Consider the following 18,818-nt stretch of genomic DNA (forward strand, 5'->3'; position numbering starts at 1 on the left):
CCTTGCAAACGGATTAGTTGCCTTTAACCGCAGTTTTGATGACAACTTGGCTCTTACGTGCGCCTGGGATAGCACCCTTGACGAGGAGTAAGCCGCGTTCTGCATCAACTTTTACGATTTCAAGGTTTTGAACAGTGATTTGCTCTCCGCCCATGCGTCCAGGGAGCAATTTCCCTTTGAATACACGGTTAGGAGCAACAGGACCCATTGAACCTGGGCGACGGTGGTAACGCGAACCGTGAGCCATTGGACCACGTGATTGGTTGTGACGCTTGATTGCACCAGCGAAACCTTTACCTTTCGACGTACCTGTTACATCAACCATTTCGCCTGCAGCGAAAGTATCTGCTTTAATCTCTTGACCGATTTCGAAATCTGCTACTGATGTACGGATTTCTTTAATGAAGCGCTTAGGTGTCGCGTTTGCTTTCGCAGCGTGACCTTTTTGCGGTTTGTTTTGACGACCTTCTTTGATATCACCAAAGCCGAGTTGAACTGCTTCGTAACCGTCAACTTCCGTTGTTTTCAATTGAAGAACAACGTTACCTTCGACTGAAACGACAGTAACAGGGACGACTTCGCCTGACTCGTTGAAGATTTGTGTCATACCGAGTTTAGTTCCTAAGATTCCTTTAGCCATGAGATACACCTCCTAATATTGAATGATTTTGATCTTCTGGCTAGTATCAACTATCTATAGAAGAAAAATTAAAGTTTGATTTCGATGTCAACGCCCGATGGAAGTTCGAGACGCATAAGCGCATCAACAGTTTTCGGTGTTGGGTTAACGATGTCGATCAAACGTTTGTGTGTACGCATTTCGAACTGCTCACGAGCATCTTTGTACTTGTGAACGGCACGAAGTACTGTGTAGACCGCTTTCTCCGTTGGGAGTGGGATCGGACCAGATACAGTAGCACCTGAACGTTTTGCTGTGTCGACAATTTTCTCAGCCGATTGATCAAGCACGCGGTGATCGTATGCTTTCAAACGGATCCGAATTTTTTCATTTGCCATGTTATTTCCCTCCTTTTCGCCTATTTTGTAAATAGACATTCTCCGCGGAAATTTCCACACTAGCCATGGCAATGCCGCCTGGTGTGTCATAACCTCCCGCTTCATCGCGTTGTGTTTGTGACCAACATATTCTATCATACTGAATCACCAGCAAGATTGCAAGCATTAATAAAACAGAATATGTATTCAAGTCTCTCACCACTCGCACAAACACTTTCCTCAGTATATAAGATGTCAGACCATGTTGCAAGACTGTTTTCAAAGAAATGAAAAAAGGTCTTCCGCCACGGGAGACGGAAGACCTTTTTTGTCTTAAAAATTACTCAACGATTTCTGTAACTGATCCAGCGCCTACTGTACGGCCACCTTCACGGATTGAGAAACGAGTTTCTTTTTCAAGAGCGATTGGCGCGATGAGTTCAACAGTCAATTCGATGTTGTCCCCAGGCATTACCATTTCAGTTCCTTCTGGAAGTTGGCACATACCAGTTACGTCAGTTGTACGGAAGTAGAACTGTGGACGGTAGTTACCGAAGAATGGCGTGTGACGGCCACCCTCTTCTTTAGAGAGAACGTAAACTTGCGCTTTGAACTTTTTGTGTGGTGTGATTGTGTTTGGTTTCGCGAGAACTTGTCCACGCTCGATGTCGTCACGTGATACACCACGGAGAAGAGCACCGATGTTGTCGCCAGCTTCAGCATAGTCAAGAAGCTTACGGAACATCTCTACACCAGTACATACTGATTTTTTAGTTTCTTCGTGAAGACCAACGATTTCGATCTCGTCGTTGACTTTAAGAACTCCACGCTCAACGCGGCCAGTAGCAACTGTACCACGACCAGTGATTGAGAAGACATCCTCAACTGGCATCATGAAGTCTTTTTCAGTGTCACGAGTTGGTTCTGGGATGTACTCATCGACAGCTGCCATGAGTTCCATGATTTTTTCTTCCCATTTAGCTTCGCCGTTAAGCGCGCCAAGAGCAGACCCTTGGATAACTGGGAGGTCATCACCTGGGAAGTCATACTCAGAAAGAAGTTCACGGATTTCCATTTCGACGAGCTCAAGAAGCTCTTCGTCGTCAACCATGTCAACTTTGTTCATGAATACTACGATGAAAGGAACACCTACTTGACGTGAAAGCAAGATGTGCTCACGTGTTTGTGGCATTGGACCATCAGTTGCAGAAACAACGAGGATCGCTCCGTCCATTTGTGCAGCACCAGTGATCATGTTTTTAACATAGTCAGCGTGACCTGGGCAGTCAACGTGTGCATAGTGGCGTTTGTCTGTTTCGTACTCGATGTGAGCTGTTGCGATTGTGATACCGCGCTCGCGCTCTTCTGGAGCACCATCGATTTGGTCAAACTTAGTTGCAGCTTTACCTTGTGATTTTGCAAGTACAGCTGAGATAGCTGCTGTTAAAGTTGTTTTACCGTGGTCGACGTGGCCGATTGTACCAACGTTAACGTGCGGTTTAGAACGGTCGAATTTTTCCTTACCCATTCTGAATTCCTCCTCTATGTGTCTAATAATTTTTTATAACTAGGAAGGTGAGTCGTAAGATAACGTACACCTTCCTTAGCTTACACTAATCATAAAAGCGTGACAACCTGTGAAGGATTAGCCGTTTGCTTTTTTGATGATTTCTTCAGCAACTGATTTCGGTACTTCTTCGTAGTGATCGAAGTGCATCGAGTACGTTCCGCGACCTTGTGTGCGTGAACGAAGACCAGTAGCGTATCCAAACATTTCAGAAAGTGGAATCATTGAACGGACAACTTGAGCGTTACCGCGTGCTTCCATACCTTCTACGCGACCACGGCGTGATGTAACATCACCCATGATGTCTCCCATGTATTCGTCTGGGATAACGATTTCAACTTTCATCATTGGCTCAAGGATAACAGCGCCGCTCTTATCTTTAAGTTGTTTGACTGCCATTGAAGCCGCAACTTTAAATGCCATCTCGTTTGAGTCGACATCGTGGTACGATCCGAAGACGAGTGAAGCTTTTACGTCAACGACCGGGTAACCAGCAAGGATACCGTTTTGAAGTGCTTCTTCGATTCCGTGCTCAACCGCTGGGATGTATTCACGTGGAACAACACCACCGACGATTTTGTTGTTGAACTCGAAGCCAGCGCCTTCTTCGTTCGGCTCGAATTCTACGACGACGTGACCATACTGACCACGACCACCAGATTGACGAGCGAACTTCGAATCGATCTTCGCCGCTTGGCGGATCGTTTCACGGTAAGCTACTTGTGGAGCACCAACGTTTGCTTCGACTTTGAACTCGCGACGCATACGGTCAACGATGATGTCGAGGTGAAGCTCACCCATACCTGAGATGATCGTTTGACCAGTCTCTGGGTTTGTTTCAGTGCGGAACGTTGGATCCTCTTCAGCAAGCTTAGCGAGGGCTTGACCCATTTTATCTTGGTCAGCTTTCGTTTTTGGTTCGATAGCGACCGAGATAACTGGTTCTGGGAATGTCATTGATTCGAGAACGACGTTGTCTTTCTCTGCACAAAGCGTATCTCCAGTAGTCGTATCTTTCAAACCTACAGCTGCAGCGATGTCACCCGCGTATACCATCGGGATTTCTTCACGGCTGTTTGCGTGCATTTGAAGGATACGTCCAAGACGCTCACGTTTGCCTTTTGTTGAGTTTTTAACGTACGATCCTGCCGAAGCTGTACCAGAGTACACACGGAAGAACGTCAATTTACCGACGTAAGGGTCAGTCATAACTTTGAATGCGAGTGCAGAGAATGGTGCTTCGTCCGAAGACTCACGCACGATTTCTTCATCCGTATCCATGTTGATACCTGAGATCGCTTTTACGTCGATTGGTGATGGGAGGTAATCGAGAACTGCGTCAAGCATAAGCTGAACACCTTTGTTCTTGAATGCCGAACCTACGAGTACAGGATAGAAGTCAACTGTCAGAGTTGCTTTACGGATAGCCGCTTTCAACTCGTCGATTGTGATTTCTTCACCCTCGAGGTATTTCATCATCAATTCTTCTTCGTAATCCGCAACTGCTTCGATCAATGATCCACGGAGTTCTTCAGCTTGATCAGCGAGATCAGCTGGGAAACCGTCAGTCACTTCGATATCAGTTCCGAGATCGTTACCGTACATGTATGTTTTCTGTTCGACGAGGTCGATGATTCCTTTGAATTCATCTTCCGCACCAATTGGGATTTGGATCGCGTGTGCGTTTGCTTGAAGGCGATCGCGAAGCGTTCCAACCGAGTACAAGAAGTCTGCACCGATTTTATCCATTTTGTTAACGAAAACGATACGTGGTACGCCGTAAGTTGTAGCTTGGCGCCATACTGTCTCAGTTTGTGGCTCAACACCAGACTGAGCGTCAAGTACTGCTACCGCACCATCAAGTACGCGAAGTGAACGTTCAACCTCAACTGTGAAGTCTACGTGTCCAGGTGTATCGATGATGTTTACGCGGTTACCTTTCCATTGAGCAGTTGTTGCTGCCGATGTAATCGTGATCCCACGCTCTTGCTCTTGCTCCATCCAGTCCATTTGTGAAGCACCTTCGTGCGTTTCACCAATCTTGTGGATACGACCCGTGTAGTACAGGATACGCTCAGTCGTTGTTGTTTTACCAGCATCGATGTGAGCCATGATCCCGATGTTACGAGTGTTCTTAAGGGAGAATTCTCTTGCCATCTTTAAACATTCTCCTTTCGCATTTTAGTTTAGTGGTCGTGTGTTACCACACGTCATGACTATACCCGAAAGCCACCTCATAATTCCATTAAAAATGGCATGCATGAGGTGGTGATTTTCGGAATTACCAGCGGTAGTGAGCAAACGCTTTGTTCGCTTCCGCCATTTTGTGCATATCTTCGCGCTTCTTAACAGAAGCACCAGTGTTGTTTGCAGCGTCCATGATTTCGTTAGCAAGACGCGCATCCATTGTTTTTTCGTTACGGAGACGTGAGTAGTTCACGAGGTAACGAAGTGCGAGTGTCGTACGGCGCTCTGGGCGAACTTCGACAGGAACTTGATAGTTAGCTCCACCTACACGGCGTGCTTTAACTTCAAGAACTGGCATGATGTTGTTCATCGCTTCTTCAAAGACTTCCATTGCATCGCGACCTGAACGTTCAGCGATAGTTTCGAAAGCTTTGTATAAGATTTGTTGAGCAGTACCTTTTTTACCATCTAACATAAGACGGTTGATAAGGCGGGTAACGAGTTTAGAGTTGTAGATCGGATCAGCCATTACATCACGACGTTCTGCTTGACCTTTACGTGGCATTCCGAGTCCCTCCTTTCATATAGTGAGGTGATATCCTGAGATATCTAGATTATTTTTTTGCTGCTTTTGGACGTTTAGTACCATATTTCGAGCGACCTTGCATACGGCCGTCAACACCAGCTGTATCAAGCGCACCACGAACGATGTGGTAACGTACCCCTGGTAAGTCTTTTACGCGGCCGCCGCGGATAAGAACAACACTGTGCTCTTGAAGGTTGTGGCCGATACCTGGGATGTAAGCTGTTACTTCCATTGTGTTCGTCAAACGTACACGTGCGTATTTACGAAGAGCCGAGTTCGGTTTCTTCGGAGTCATTGTACCTACACGAGTACAAACACCACGTTTTTGTGGTGAGCTGATGTCAGTACGAGCTTTAATGAAGCTGTTGTACCCTTTGTTCAGCGCTGGCGAATCTGATTTCACAACTTTTGATTGACGTCCTTTACGGACTAATTGGTTGATAGTAGGCATCTTTGAGATCCTCCCTTCCTGAATTCATGACAAATTTCAAAACCACCGAGCCGGGTGGTTCATCGAAAGTCATAATGAAGCGTTTTGCGTGGCTCAGGCATTCCATCGCCACACAAAACGCATTATCAAACTTTCTTAATGGCAACAGCGGTTGCTGCGACATCGATTCCACAAGCTTTTCCAAGCTCTTGCTTAGAAGGAACATTCACGACTGGAACGTTAGCTTGTTTCGCCGCATCGAGCAATGCTTGTTTTACGTGTTCATCTGCGTCATCCGCAATGATCACTTCCGACGCCTTGCCAGATCGCAATGCTTTGAGCGTTTGCTTTTGACCGACAAACTTCAAATCTGCGCCGACTACTTTTTTGTAAGACATGAAGATATCCTCCAAAATAACACAGCCGGTTGGCAACACTATATCATAGTAGCACCGCCATACCGGCGTGTCAAGGCGTTTTATTCTACCGGAGAATCGGCTTCTACAGGTGCTTCGCCAGCTACTTCGAGATCGATCTGACGGTAACGTGCCATCCCAGTACCAGCTGGAACTAACTTACCGATGATGACGTTCTCTTTCAAGCCGCGAAGGTAGTCGCTCTTCCCTTTAATCGCTGCATCCGTAAGGACACGAGTCGTTTCTTGGAACGACGCAGCCGATAGGAATGAATCTGTTTCAAGTGACGCTTTCGTGATACCGAGAAGAACTGGTTTCGCCGAAGCGAGAGCTTTCCCGTTACGGAGCGCTTCTTTACAAGCTTCCTTGAACGTGCTGATATCGACGAGCGAACCTGGTAAGAGTGAAGTCTCACCAGACTCGATGACACGTACGCGACGGATCATTTGACGAACCATGACCTCGACGTGTTTGTCACCGATCTCAACCCCTTGCATCCGGTATACTTTTTGAACTTCTTGGAGCAAGTAGTTCTGAACGCCGGATACACCTTTAACGTTCAAGAGTTCTTTCGGATCGATCGAACCTTCTGTGAAGACTTGACCAGCTTTGACCTCGTCCCCGAGCTGAACACGTAGACGCGAACCGAATGGGATCGTGTATGTGCGTGTTTCGCTGAGTCCTTGAACCGTCAATTCACGTTTGTCACGCGATTCCGTGAAGTCGATGACTTGACCATCGATTTCCGAGATGACCGCTTGACCTTTCGGGTTACGCGCTTCGAACAACTCTTGGATACGCGGAAGACCTTGTGTGATATCATCACCGGCAACCCCACCTGTGTGGAAGGTACGCATCGTAAGCTGCGTTCCTGGCTCACCGATTGATTGTGCCGCAATGATACCGACAGCTTCGCCGACTTCGACGTCGTTGCCTGTTGCCAAGTTGCGTCCGTAACATTTCTTACAGACACCATGGCTTGTGTTACATGTGAAGGCAGTACGGATCTCAACGTTATCGACACCAGCGTCAGTGATGACACGAGCGATGTCTTCATCGATGAGTTCGTTCGTTGAAACGAGGACTTCTCCTGTTTCTGGATGAACGACGTTTTCGAATGCAGTACGGCCGACGAGGCGGTCGTAGAGACTTTCGATTTCTTCCGTTCCTTCACGGAGTGCAGTGACACGGATACCACGATCCGTTCCACAATCGTCTTCACGGATGATGACGTCTTGAGCGACGTCAACGAGACGACGAGTCAGGTAACCTGAGTCAGCCGTTTTCAGGGCTGTATCGGCAAGACCTTTACGCGCACCGTGTGTCGAGATGAAGTATTCCTGTACCGTTAGACCCTCACGGAACGATGATTTGATCGGGAGCTCGATGATCCGTCCACTTGGAGCGGCCATGAGTCCACGCATACCAGCGAGCTGCGTGAAGTTCGACGCGTTACCACGGGCACCGGAGTCACTCATCATGAAGATCGGGTTCAGACGGTTAAGGGATTTCATCAGACGAGACTGAATTTCATCCTTCGCATCATTCCACGATTTAACGACGCGCTCATAGCGCTCGTCTTCTGTGATGAGACCACGACGGTACGATTTCATGACGCGGTCGACATTGTCTTGCGCTTCAACAAGAATTTCTTGTTTGTCCGGAAGAACGATGATGTCCGCGATCCCTACCGTAATACCGGCACGAGTCGAGTGTTTGAATCCAAGGTTTTTCATGCGGTCGAGCATGCGGCTTGTTTCTGTCGTCTCAAACCGTTTGAAGACTTCCGCGATGACATTTCCAAGGAATCCTTTTTTGAACGGATCGATGATCGGACGATTCTTCAGTTCTGCCGCGACATCTGTTCCTTTTTCAAGGAAGTATGTGTCTGGCGTCGCTTCTTGAAGGTTCGTCATCGTTGGTTCGTTCAAGTAAGGGAACGTCGTTGGGAGGATCTCGTTGAAGATCAACTTACCGACTGTTGTAATCAATAATTTCTCGTTTTGCTCTTCTGTGAATGTCGGGTTCTTCAGAACGCCGGCTGGAATCGCAACACGTGTATGGAAGTGCGCATAACCGTTTTGGTAAGCGATGAGCGCTTCATTCACTGTCGAGAAGATTTTACCTTCGCCGATTGCGTTTTCGCGCTCGAGCGTGAGGTAGTAGTTACCGAGGACCATATCCTGCGATGGTGTAACAACAGGTTTACCGTCTTTCGGGTTCAAGATGTTTTGTGCAGCGAGCATGAGAAGACGTGCTTCTGCTTGAGCTTCTGCCGAAAGTGGTACGTGAACCGCCATTTGGTCACCATCGAAATCGGCGTTATATGCCGTACATACGAGTGGGTGAAGGCGAATCGCGCGTCCTTCGACGAGCGTTGGTTCGAACGCCTGGATACCGAGACGGTGAAGTGTCGGTGCACGGTTCAAGAGAACCGGATGCTCACGGATGACTTCTTCGAGGACATCCCAGATTTCAGGTTGAACACGCTCGATTTTCCGTTTCGCACTCTTGATGTTCGGTGCGATGCCACGAGAGACGAGTTCTTTCATGACGAACGGTTTGAAGAGTTCAAGTGCCATTTCTTTTGGAAGACCACATTGATACATCTTCAAGTTTGGACCAACGACGATAACCGAACGACCAGAGTAGTCGACACGTTTACCGAGTAAGTTTTGACGGAAACGTCCTTGTTTCCCTTTCAACATGTGTGAAAGTGATTTAAGTGGACGGTTACCTGGTCCTGTAACGGGACGACCGCGACGACCGTTATCGATCAAGGCATCGACTGCTTCTTGAAGCATCCGTTTTTCATTCTGAACGATGATGTTCGGAGCACCAAGGTCAAGAAGACGCTTGAGACGGTTGTTACGGTTGATGACGCGGCGGTACAAGTCGTTCAAGTCAGACGTTGCAAAACGTCCGCCATCGAGTTGAACCATCGGACGAAGTTCCGGTGGGATGACTGGAAGTACTTCGAGAACCATCCATTCTGGATTGTTGCCCGAGTTACGGAAAGCATCGAGGACTTCAAGGCGTTTAATCGCACGAGTACGACGTTGTCCTTGAATCATACGAAGCTCTTCACGTAATCCAGCGACTTCTTTATCAAGTTCCACGTCACGGAGCAATTTACGAACTGCTTCCGCACCCATTTCAGCAGTGAACGAACGACCGAACTTCTCACGATAGGCACGGTATTCTTTTTCTGAAAGGAGTTGTTTCTTCTCCAGTGTCGATTCGCCTGGATCTGTGACGACGTACGACGCGAAGTAGATGATCTCTTCTAACGCACGCGGTGACATGTCAAGGACGAGTCCCATACGGCTAGGAATTCCTTTGAAGTACCAGATGTGCGAAACCGGTGCTGCGAGCTCGATGTGACCCATGCGCTCACGACGGACTTTCGACTTCGTGACTTCAACGCCACAGCGGTCACAAATGATTCCTTTATAGCGGATCCGTTTGTATTTACCACAGTAACATTCCCAGTCTTTTGTTGGACCAAAGATACGTTCACAGAACAAACCGTCTTTCTCCGGTTTGAGTGTACGATAGTTGATCGTCTCCGGCTTTTTCACTTCCCCGAAAGACCATGAACGGATCTTTTCGGGGGAAGCGAGGCCGATTTGCATATATTCAAATCTATTAACATCTACCAAGGGGTGGACCTCCCTTTCGCTTATTCCTCTTCAGTAACAACTGGTGCGACAGGCGCTTGAACTTCTTCGAGTGCTGGAGTCGCGTTCGGGATATTGTCCTCGTCTTCGTCACGCATTTCGATCTCTTCATCATCAGCAGACATCATCTTAACGTCCATACCGAGGGATTGAAGCTCTTTAATGAGGACTCGGAACGATTCCGGTACGCCCGGTTGTGGTACATTCTCACCTTTGACGATTGCTTCGTACGCTTTGACACGACCGATCGTATCATCCGACTTGATTGTAAGGATCTCTTGGAGCGTGTAGGCTGCGCCATATGCTTCAAGTGCCCATACTTCCATCTCACCGAAACGCTGACCACCGAACTGGGCTTTACCACCGAGCGGTTGTTGTGTAACGAGTGAGTATGGTCCTGTCGAACGTGCGTGAAGTTTATCATCAACCATGTGAGCAAGTTTAATCATATACATGACACCGACAGAGATACGGTTATCGAACGCTTCACCCGAACGACCATCATAAAGGACAGTTTTCGCGTCGCGATCCATACCTGCTTCTTCAATCGTTGCCCAAACATCTTCCTCACGCGCACCATCAAATACTGGTGATGCGACTTTAATGCCGAGTTGACGTGCTGCCATCCCGAGGTGAAGCTCGAGCAACTGCCCGATGTTCATCCGTGATGGAACCCCAAGTGGGTTCAACATGATGTCAATTGGCGTACCGTCTGGCATGTACGGCATGTCTTCTTCTGGAAGGATACGCGAGATAACACCTTTGTTACCGTGACGCCCCGCCATTTTATCACCCTCGTGAATCTTACGCTTCTGAACGATGTAAGCACGGATCAACTGGTTGACACCAGGTGAGAGCTCGTCCCCATTATCGCGGTCGAAGATTTTGACGTCGAGGATGATTCCATCACCACCGTGTGGAACACGGAGAGATGTATCACGGACTTCACGTGCTTTTTCACCGAAGATCGCATGAAGAAGACGTTCTTCCGCTGTCAATTCCGTTACACCCTTCGGCGTAACTTTACCGACGAGGATATCGCCGTCCTTGACTTCCGCACCGACGCGGATGATTCCGCGATCGTCGAGGTTTTTCAAGGCATCATCACCGACGTTCGGAATATCACGTGTGATTTCTTCCGGTCCGAGTTTCGTATCACGCGACTCACATTCGTATTCTTCGATGTGGATCGATGTGTATACGTCATCTTTAACAAGACGCTCACTCATGATGACAGCATCCTCGTAGTTGTAACCATCCCATGTCATGAATCCGACGAGTACGTTGCGACCAAGTGCAAGTTCCCCACCGTCCATCGATGGACCATCTGCAAGGATCTCGCCTTTATCGACAGGGTCGCCTGCTTTGATGATTGGTTTTTGGTTATAACACGTTCCTTGGTTAGAACGGATGAATTTTTGAATCTTGTAACGGTCGAGTTCACCTTCAACGATGTTGCCATCGACTTCCGTCGTACGACGGACAAGGATTTCACGCGCCGTAACGCGCTCAGCGATCCCTGCGTGCTTCGCAACAACAGCGGCTCCTGAGTCTTTTGCAGACACGTACTCCATACCTGTACCAACAATCGGAGATTCCGGGTTCAGAAGTGGGACGGCCTGACGTTGCATGTTCGCTCCCATGAGGGCACGGTTCGAGTCATCGTTCTCAAGGAACGGGATACAAGCCGTTGCGGCAGATACAACCTGCTTCGGCGAAACATCCATATAATCGACACGTGCTGGTTCAACAGACAAGTTTTGTCCACGGAAACGTGAAAGGACGTGTGAATCTTGGAACGTCTTCTCTTCCGTCAACAACATATTTGCCTGTGCGACGACGTAGAGATCCTCTTCGTCTGCAGTCATGTAGTGGATGTCATTCGTGACGACGCCCGTTTCCGGATCGACACGACGATATGGTGCTTCGATGAAGCCGTACTCATTGACCTTCGCGTAGGAAGATAACGAGTTGATCAAACCGATGTTTGGTCCCTCTGGTGTTTCGATCGGACACATACGGGAATAGTGCGAGTAGTGTACGTCACGAACTTCGAAACCAGCGCGCTCACGTGTCAAACCACCGGGTCCGAGTGCTGAAAGACGACGTTTGTGCGTCAATTCTGCAAGCGGGTTCGTTTGGTCCATGAACTGAGACAACTGCGAGCTACCGAAGAACTCTTTAATCGATGCGATAACTGGACGAATGTTGATCAATGCCTGTGGCGTGATCGCATTCTGATCCTGAATCGACATCCGTTCTTTAACGACACGTTCCATCCGCGAGAGACCGATCCGGAATTGATTCTGGAGCAACTCACCGACTGAACGGAGACGACGGTTACCGAGGTGGTCGATATCGTCTGTCGTACCGACTTCATGCAACAAGTTGAAGAAGTAGTTGATTGCAGCAATCATGTCAGCAGGCGTGATGTGCTTGATGTCACGATCGATGTTACCGTTACCGATGATATTGATGATGCGTTCACCTTCAGCATCGTCCGGTGCGAACACCTTGATTGACTGTAAGTTGAAAGCCTCACCCTGCGTTACGCCGCCTGTTGGCGTCGCTTCGATGTAACCAACGGATCCTTCAAGGAATGGAAGGACTTTATCGAGCATACGACGATCAAGGACCGTTCCTGCTTCCGCGATGACTTCGCCTGTCTCTGGGTCAACGAGCGTTTCAGCAAGTTTCTGACCGAAAAGACGGTTCTTAAGATGAAGCTTTTTATTGATTTTATAACGACCAACGTTTGCCAAATCATAACGTTTCGGGTCAAAGAAGCGCGACACAAGTAACGCTTTTGCGTTTTCGACTGTCGGCGGCTCTCCCGGACGTAGACGCTCATAAATCTCGATGAGGGCTTTTTCCGTTGATTCCGTATTATCTTTTTCAAGTGAATTCCGGAGGTACTCATCATCACCGAGAAGATCGATGATTTCCTGATCCGTACCGAAACCAAGAGCACGTAAAAGAACCGTTACTGGAATCTTACGCGTGCGATCAATGCGAACATAAACGATGTCTTTCGCGTCTGTCTCGAGCTCGAGCCATGCACCACGGTTTGGGATGACTGTCGCGGAGAATCCACGCTTACCGTTCTTATCTAACTTATTGTTGTAATAAACACTTGGCGAACGAACAAGCTGCGAAACGATTACGCGCTCCGCTCCATTGATGATGAATGTTCCCGACTCCGTCATAAGCGGGAAGTCACCCATGAAGACTTCTTGTTCTTTCAATTCACCCGTCTCTTTATTTTGAAGACGGACTTTAACGCGTAGTGGTGCCGAATAGGTCACGTCGCGCTCTTTCGATTCATCGATCGAATACTTCGGCTCTCCGAGCGAGTAGTCGATGAATTCTAATACAAGATTCCCTGTGAAATCGGAAATCGGCGAAATGTCATGAAACATCTCACGAAGACCTTCCCGCAGGAACCACTCATACGAATTCGTTTGAATCTCGATTAAGTTTGGAAGTTCCAATACTTCGCTGATACGTGCATAGCTTCTTCTCTGACGGTGACGACCGTACTGAACAAGTTGACCAGTCAACTGATTCACCTCTCAGACCCACTTCTTCTTATAGAGAAGGACGGGTGTAATATCGAACATTGAAGCCATTTTTTGATTGATAAGCGCAAAAAAGCGACGTCTTGTCTACTTAATCATCTGTAGTCGAGAACGCCAGCTGCTTTCAAACATCTTATCCAAAAATCACTCCAATGGCATTTTATAATACTATCATAGACACAACATGAGGTCAACGACAAATCCTTCGATTTGTCAAGACCGAATTGATTTAAATATCGAGTACCCTTTATCCCGGGTAACTGTCTCACACATACCGAATACATCTTCCATCAACTTCTTCGCCGATGGACCACCTTGTTTCTTTTGAATGACGACCCAAAGTTCGCCGCCAACGACGAGATGATCATATGCTTCCCGGAGAATACGATGAACGACCGTTTTTCCTGCCCGAATCGGTGGATTCGTCACGATCGCTGCGAATGTCGATTCGCCTACCCCATCATACCCGTCACTCACACCGGTCGTCACGGAAACACCGTTCGCGCGCGCATTATCTGCCGCTAGTTCGAGCGCCCGTTCATTGACATCGATCAAGTGTGCCGGACGTCCTGTCGACTTCGAGAGCGCAATCCCCATCGGTCCATATCCGCAGCCGACATCTAAAATGTCTCCAGCTACAGCCGGTTCCGTGAATGCCTCAATCAAAAGACGTGAACCAAAATCGATTCCGTTCTTTGAAAAGACACCGTGATCCGATGTAAAGCGGAGCGTTTGACCACGCAAGACGTATTCCCACGTCTTCGGATCTCGCTTCGATGAAGGGTCATTCGTATAATAATGATCCGCCATGTTTCCTTCCCCTCTCATGTAAAAGATGAAAACAAAAGAAGCTCGCAATGCGAGCTTCTCTTGTTTCTACGGAAGAAGAAAATTACTTAACTTCTACAGTAGCGCCAGCTTCTTCAAGCTTAGCTTTCATTGCTTCAGCGTCTTCTTTCGAAACGCCTTCTTTAACTGGTGCTGGAGTTCCGTCTACGAGAGCTTTCGCTTCTTTAAGACCGAGGCCTGTCAATTCGCGAACTGCTTTGATGACGTTGATTTTACCAGATCCAGCGTTAGTAAGGATAACGTCGAATTCAGTTTGCTCTTCAGCTGCTGCGCCTGCGCCAGCACCTGCAACTGCTACTGGAGCTGCTGCTGATACGCCGAATTCTTCTTCGATTGTTTTTACGAGTTCGTTAAGTTCAAGAACAGTCATGCCCTTGAGGTCTTCGATAAATTGCTCTTTGTTGAAAGCCATTATGGTTTTCCTCCTTTGATTTAGCCCACGTTGGGGTGTGAAAATTGTGTTGTTTGCCTATCCCGCTAAGCAGAAATTAAGCAGATTGTTCTTCTTTTTGCTCTGCGATTGCGTTCGTTGCCACCGCGAGTCCACGGATTGGCGCTTGAAGCACGCTGAGGAGCATCGAAAGGAGACCTTCGCGTGATGGAAGTTCCGCAAGGGCTTTGACATCTTCTACTGAAGTGACTTTGCCTTCGATGATACCACCTTTAAGTTCGAGAGCCTTGTGTGTTTTAGCGAAGTCGTTCAAGATCTTAGCTGGCGCGATAACGTCTTCATTACTGAAGGCGATCGCACTAGGACCTGTGAAGACTTCCTCAAGACCTTCGAGGTTGCTTTGAACTGCCGCGCGGCGGAGGAGACCGTTTTTGTAAACTTTGAATTCAACGCCCGCTTCGCGGAGTTGTTTACGAAGTTCAGTGACTTCTTCTACTGTGAGACCACGGTAGTCGACGACAACTGTTCCTGCGCTCGCTTGGAGTTTCTCAGCGATCTCAGATACGAGATCCGCTTTGACAGCGATAACTTTTTCGTTTGCCATTTCTGTTGCACCTCCTGGTAGATGAAATGTACCGGTGCGAGGGGCTGCTCGATTTCAAATAAAAAGCCTCCGTCTGCAGAGCAGAGGAGGCGTAATCGTCAAAAAGGATACCTGAACAAACAGGCTCTCTGAGCAAGAACACCTCGGAAGGATTTATGCCCATGTGAGCACCTTCTGTCTACGGTATGTCGAAATATATCAACGTTTTATACTGTAACAGCGTTCTTAGAACGTTGTCAAGTTCGTTTTAGACGAAATTATTTCGCGAAGTCAGCTGAAGATACTTTTACACCAGGACCCATTGTAGAAGCGATCGCGATGTTCTTAAGGTATACACCTTTAGCAGTAGCAGGCTTAACTTTTACGAGAGTTTCGATAACTGTGTTGATGTTCTCAACGAGTTTCTCGTTATCGAATGATTTTTTACCGACAGGAACGTGGATGTTACCTGATTTGTCGACACGGTACTCAACTTTACCAGCTTTGATATCGTTGATTGCTTTTGTGACGTCAAATGTAACTGTACCTGTTTTCGGGTTTGGCATGAGGCCTTTTGGTCCGAGAACGCGACCAAGTTTACCAACTTCACCCATCATGTCTGGTGTCGCAACGATAACATCGAAGTCGAACCATCCTTGTTGGATTTTGTTGATGTACTCAGCATCACCAGCGTAATCTGCTCCAGCAGCTTCCGCTTCTTTAAGTTTCTCACCTTTCGCGAAGACGAGGACTTTTTGTGTTTTACCAGTACCGTGTGGCAATACGACTGCTCCACGGATTTGTTGGTCTGCTTTCTTCGGATCTACTCCGAGACGAACAGCCAATTCGATAGTCTCATCGAATTTCGCAGTTGCAGATTTTTTAGTCAAATCTACAGCTTCTGCGAGTTCGTATGAAACCGTACGATCGATAAGCTTAGCAGCTTCTTTGTACTTCTTACCCATTTTAGGTTCCTCCTTTGTGGTTGTGCGGAAAATCCTCCCACATAATGAAAGGGTAGCAGGCTTCAAGAAACTATCCGCCTGCGACCCTCATCGTTGTTCATGGTAATCAAAAAGACATTAGTCTTCGATTACGATACCCATAGAACGTGCAGTACCTTCAACCATCAACATTGCTGTTTCAACAGATGATGCGTTAAGGTCTGGCATTTTTGTTTCAGCGATTTCACGAACTTTGTCACGTTTGACTGTCGCTACTTTCTTACGGTTCGGTTCACCTGAACCACTCTCAATTCCAGCTGCTTTCTTCAAGAGAACTGCTGCTGGTGGAGTCTTAGTGATGAATGTGAATGAACGATCTTCAAAAACCGTGATGACTACAGGGATAATCAAGCCGGCTTGGTCTTGTGTACGAGCGTTGAACTCTTTACAGAAGCCCATGATGTTCACACCTGCTTGACCGAGTGCCGGTCCAACTGGTGGAGCTGGGTTTGCTTTGCCCGCAGGAATTTGAAGTTTTACGAGTTTCATAACCTTCTTCGCCACGAGACACACCTCCTTAATTCTTTAATGTGGTTTAATTGGACGTTGCGCGTCCTCCCACTCATTCTATTCGACGAGTTATTTATCGAAATAAGCACAACATCAAACACGAAAAATTGTATCATTAAAACAAAACATTCGCAATAGGAAACTTAATCGATTTTCTCGACCTGTGCGAAATCAAGCTCGACCTTCGTTTCGCGACCGAACATATCAACAGATACTTTCATCTTCTCAGCATCCGTATCAAGCTCCTCGATCGTACCTTCGAGATTCTCGAAAGCTCCTTCTTTGATCCGGACGATTTGTCCGAGTGAGAAGTCGTAACGGCTCTTCAGATCGACGAGACCCATTGATCCAAGGATGTTTTCTGCTTCTTCCGGAAGGAGTGGTGTCGGTTTTGAACCACCACCGACTGATCCGAGGAAGCCCGTGACGTTCGGAGTATTCCGGACGACATACCAAGAATCATCCGTCATGACCATCTCAACGAGGACATACCCCGGGAAGATCTTGACTTCACGTTCCTTGATTTTCGTTTCTCCCTTTTTGTTCGTTACTTCTTCTTGTACCGTTTCAATTGGAACGAGTACACGGAAGATTTTTTCGTCCATGTTCATGGATTCAATCCGACGTTCAAGGTTTGCCTTGACGTTGTTTTCAAATCCGGAATACGTTTGGACGACAAACCATTGTTTCTCCATGGTAGGCCACCTCTTCTTTTTACTTAATCAACCAGCTCATCAATGCGCTAAGCCCTGAATCGACGCCGAAGATGAAGACACCCATGAAGATCACCATTCCGATGACCGTCAATGTGTATTTCGTCAGCTCTTTCCGTTTTGGCCAGCTCGTCTTTTTCAATTCATTCCATACGTCACGCAAAAATTTCATAGTACTTTCCCTCCAGGATGTAATAAATCGGGACAGATGAAGCCTTATTTCGCTTCTTTATGAATCGTATGCGCGTTACAACGACGGCAGAATTTCTTCAATTCTAAGCGGACAGTGACATCCTCTTTTTTCATCGTCGTATAGTCGCGGGCACCGCAATTATCACAAGCAAGGCCTACTTTCTTCGCCATCTCAAAGTCCTCCTTCTTTGCCACTCTTCTCTTCCGTTGTGTTACGTTCCTTCCGAAAAAGAGCGTAAAAAAAAACGCCTATGAGCGGCGTCTCGCTAGTAAGGCGCTAGTTATACAGTAGCATAGGAAGGGATCACGGTCAATCTACCTCTCTGTTAGACCGTCATCTTTCGTGCTTCGAGGTAACGCTCAAGCTTCCGCTTGACACGTTGCAACGCATTGTCGATCGACTTGACGTGACGATCGAGGTCGTCAGAGATCTCCTGATACGTTCGTCCGTCAAGATAGAGCGCAAGTACCTTTCGTTCGAGGTCACTTAAAATCTCATTCATCTTCGATTCAATGTCTGCATATTCTTCTCGGTTGATGATCAAAATCTGCGGATCAGATGGGGCAGTCGACGTAATGATATCGAGCAACGTCCGCTCCGATTCATCGTCATAGATTGGTTTATCGAGTGAGATGTACGAGTTCAACGGAATATGTTTCTGACGTGTCGCCGTCTTGATCGCGGTGATCATCTGTCGTGTGATGCATAATTCGGCAAATCCTTTAAACGAGGCGAGCTTATCCGTTCGGTAATCGCGTACAGCCTTATAAAGACCGATCATTCCTTCTTGGATGATATCTTCCCGGTCTGCCCCGATCAAAAAGTAAGAACGGGCTTTGGCGCGCACGAAATTCCGATACCGCTCGATCAAAAATTCGAGCGCATCGCTGTTGTCGAACTCTTTCGCTTGTTCTACAAGCGCTTCATCGGTCATGCACTCAAACTGGTCGAACGAAACCAAACTCATCCTGTATCCCTCCAAGCATCATTGACGAATAGTTCAATTGTTTTTAATTATACAATAATTACCTGTCGTACGACAATGAAAATTGGCATGACCTCTTTTGCTGTACTCAATATGTATCTTTCCACAAAAAAACACCGTTCTTCCAAAATAGGAAAAACGGTGCTCCGC

At 47.4% G+C, this 18,818-nt stretch carries 18 protein-coding genes and 1 other annotated feature; all 18 genes read right to left on the reverse strand.

From position 1 onward, the window contains the following. Window positions 1-13: 13 nt before the first annotated feature. The 18 genes from rplC to sigH all read right to left on the reverse strand — a co-directional run bounded on the left by rplC (window position 14) and on the right by sigH (window position 18,650). Complete coding sequence (rplC, locus tag ACV3PA_RS01865) at window positions 14-640, reverse strand: 50S ribosomal protein L3 (RefSeq protein ID WP_023466629.1); 627 nt, start codon at window positions 638-640, stop codon at window positions 14-16. Between the two features lie 68 nt (window positions 641-708). Beyond that, on the reverse strand, window positions 709-1,017 hold the full coding sequence (rpsJ, locus tag ACV3PA_RS01870; protein ID WP_029343090.1) for a 30S ribosomal protein S10: 309 nt from the start codon (window positions 1,015-1,017) through the stop codon (window positions 709-711). 319 nt (window positions 1,018-1,336) lie between these two features. Then, on the reverse strand, window positions 1,337-2,524 hold the full coding sequence (tuf, locus tag ACV3PA_RS01875) for an elongation factor Tu (protein WP_053451741.1): 1,188 nt from the start codon (window positions 2,522-2,524) through the stop codon (window positions 1,337-1,339). Between the two features lie 117 nt (window positions 2,525-2,641). Next, window positions 2,642-4,720, reverse strand: a complete 2,079-nt coding sequence (gene fusA / locus ACV3PA_RS01880) for an elongation factor G (RefSeq protein WP_053451742.1) — start codon at window positions 4,718-4,720, stop codon at window positions 2,642-2,644. A gap of 124 nt (window positions 4,721-4,844) precedes the next feature. Next, window positions 4,845-5,315 (reverse strand): 30S ribosomal protein S7, encoded by a 471-nt coding sequence (gene rpsG / locus ACV3PA_RS01885; protein ID WP_023466623.1) that lies wholly within the window; start codon window positions 5,313-5,315, stop codon window positions 4,845-4,847. 49 nt (window positions 5,316-5,364) lie between these two features. Beyond that, complete coding sequence (gene rpsL / locus ACV3PA_RS01890) at window positions 5,365-5,787, reverse strand: 30S ribosomal protein S12 (RefSeq protein ID WP_012369004.1); 423 nt, start codon at window positions 5,785-5,787, stop codon at window positions 5,365-5,367. Between the two features lie 125 nt (window positions 5,788-5,912). Then, a complete protein-coding gene (locus ACV3PA_RS01895; protein ID WP_023466620.1) occupies window positions 5,913-6,164 on the reverse strand; it encodes a ribosomal L7Ae/L30e/S12e/Gadd45 family protein in 252 nt (83 codons plus the stop codon). Window positions 6,165-6,244: 80 nt separating this feature from the next. Next, entirely contained in the window at window positions 6,245-9,844 is a 3,600-nt protein-coding gene (gene rpoC, locus ACV3PA_RS01900) for a DNA-directed RNA polymerase subunit beta' (protein ID WP_053451743.1), read from the reverse strand. 20 nt (window positions 9,845-9,864) lie between these two features. Then, a complete protein-coding gene (gene rpoB, locus ACV3PA_RS01905) occupies window positions 9,865-13,422 on the reverse strand; it encodes a DNA-directed RNA polymerase subunit beta (protein WP_053451758.1) in 3,558 nt (1,185 codons plus the stop codon). Window positions 13,423-13,653: 231 nt separating this feature from the next. Further along, window positions 13,654-14,250 carry a class I SAM-dependent methyltransferase gene (locus tag ACV3PA_RS01910; RefSeq protein ID WP_023466614.1) on the reverse strand — a complete coding sequence of 199 codons (597 nt, stop codon included), beginning with the start codon at window positions 14,248-14,250 and terminating at the stop codon, window positions 13,654-13,656. Between the two features lie 82 nt (window positions 14,251-14,332). Further along, a complete protein-coding gene (gene rplL / locus ACV3PA_RS01915) occupies window positions 14,333-14,701 on the reverse strand; it encodes a 50S ribosomal protein L7/L12 (protein WP_023466613.1) in 369 nt (122 codons plus the stop codon). A 76-nt stretch (window positions 14,702-14,777) separates the two neighbouring features. Next, complete coding sequence (rplJ, locus tag ACV3PA_RS01920; protein ID WP_053451745.1) at window positions 14,778-15,284, reverse strand: 50S ribosomal protein L10; 507 nt, start codon at window positions 15,282-15,284, stop codon at window positions 14,778-14,780. A 50-nt stretch (window positions 15,285-15,334) separates the two neighbouring features. Continuing rightward, window positions 15,335-15,486: a sequence feature (ribosomal protein L10 leader region), on the reverse strand. A 55-nt stretch (window positions 15,487-15,541) separates the two neighbouring features. Then, the gene (rplA, locus tag ACV3PA_RS01925) at window positions 15,542-16,228 is read right to left on the reverse strand and encodes a 50S ribosomal protein L1 (RefSeq protein WP_023466610.1); all 687 of its coding nucleotides are present in this window, start codon (window positions 16,226-16,228) and stop codon (window positions 15,542-15,544) included. Between the two features lie 117 nt (window positions 16,229-16,345). Continuing rightward, window positions 16,346-16,771 (reverse strand): 50S ribosomal protein L11, encoded by a 426-nt coding sequence (gene rplK / locus ACV3PA_RS01930; protein ID WP_023466609.1) that lies wholly within the window; start codon window positions 16,769-16,771, stop codon window positions 16,346-16,348. Between the two features lie 149 nt (window positions 16,772-16,920). After that, window positions 16,921-17,472: a transcription termination/antitermination protein NusG gene (nusG, locus tag ACV3PA_RS01935; protein ID WP_053451747.1), complete on the reverse strand. Its 552-nt coding sequence runs from the start codon at window positions 17,470-17,472 to the stop codon at window positions 16,921-16,923. Window positions 17,473-17,491: 19 nt separating this feature from the next. Next, window positions 17,492-17,662 carry a preprotein translocase subunit SecE gene (secE, locus tag ACV3PA_RS01940; RefSeq protein WP_023466605.1) on the reverse strand — a complete coding sequence of 57 codons (171 nt, stop codon included), beginning with the start codon at window positions 17,660-17,662 and terminating at the stop codon, window positions 17,492-17,494. 44 nt (window positions 17,663-17,706) lie between these two features. After that, window positions 17,707-17,853, reverse strand: a complete 147-nt coding sequence (gene rpmG, locus ACV3PA_RS01945; RefSeq protein ID WP_023466603.1) for a 50S ribosomal protein L33 — start codon at window positions 17,851-17,853, stop codon at window positions 17,707-17,709. Between the two features lie 155 nt (window positions 17,854-18,008). Continuing rightward, window positions 18,009-18,650, reverse strand: coding sequence for an RNA polymerase sporulation sigma factor SigH (gene sigH / locus ACV3PA_RS01950; protein WP_053451748.1), 642 nt, complete (start codon window positions 18,648-18,650; stop codon window positions 18,009-18,011). Window positions 18,651-18,818 lie beyond the last annotated feature (168 nt).

The organism is Exiguobacterium sp. EA-TM-5, assembly GCF_053878415.1.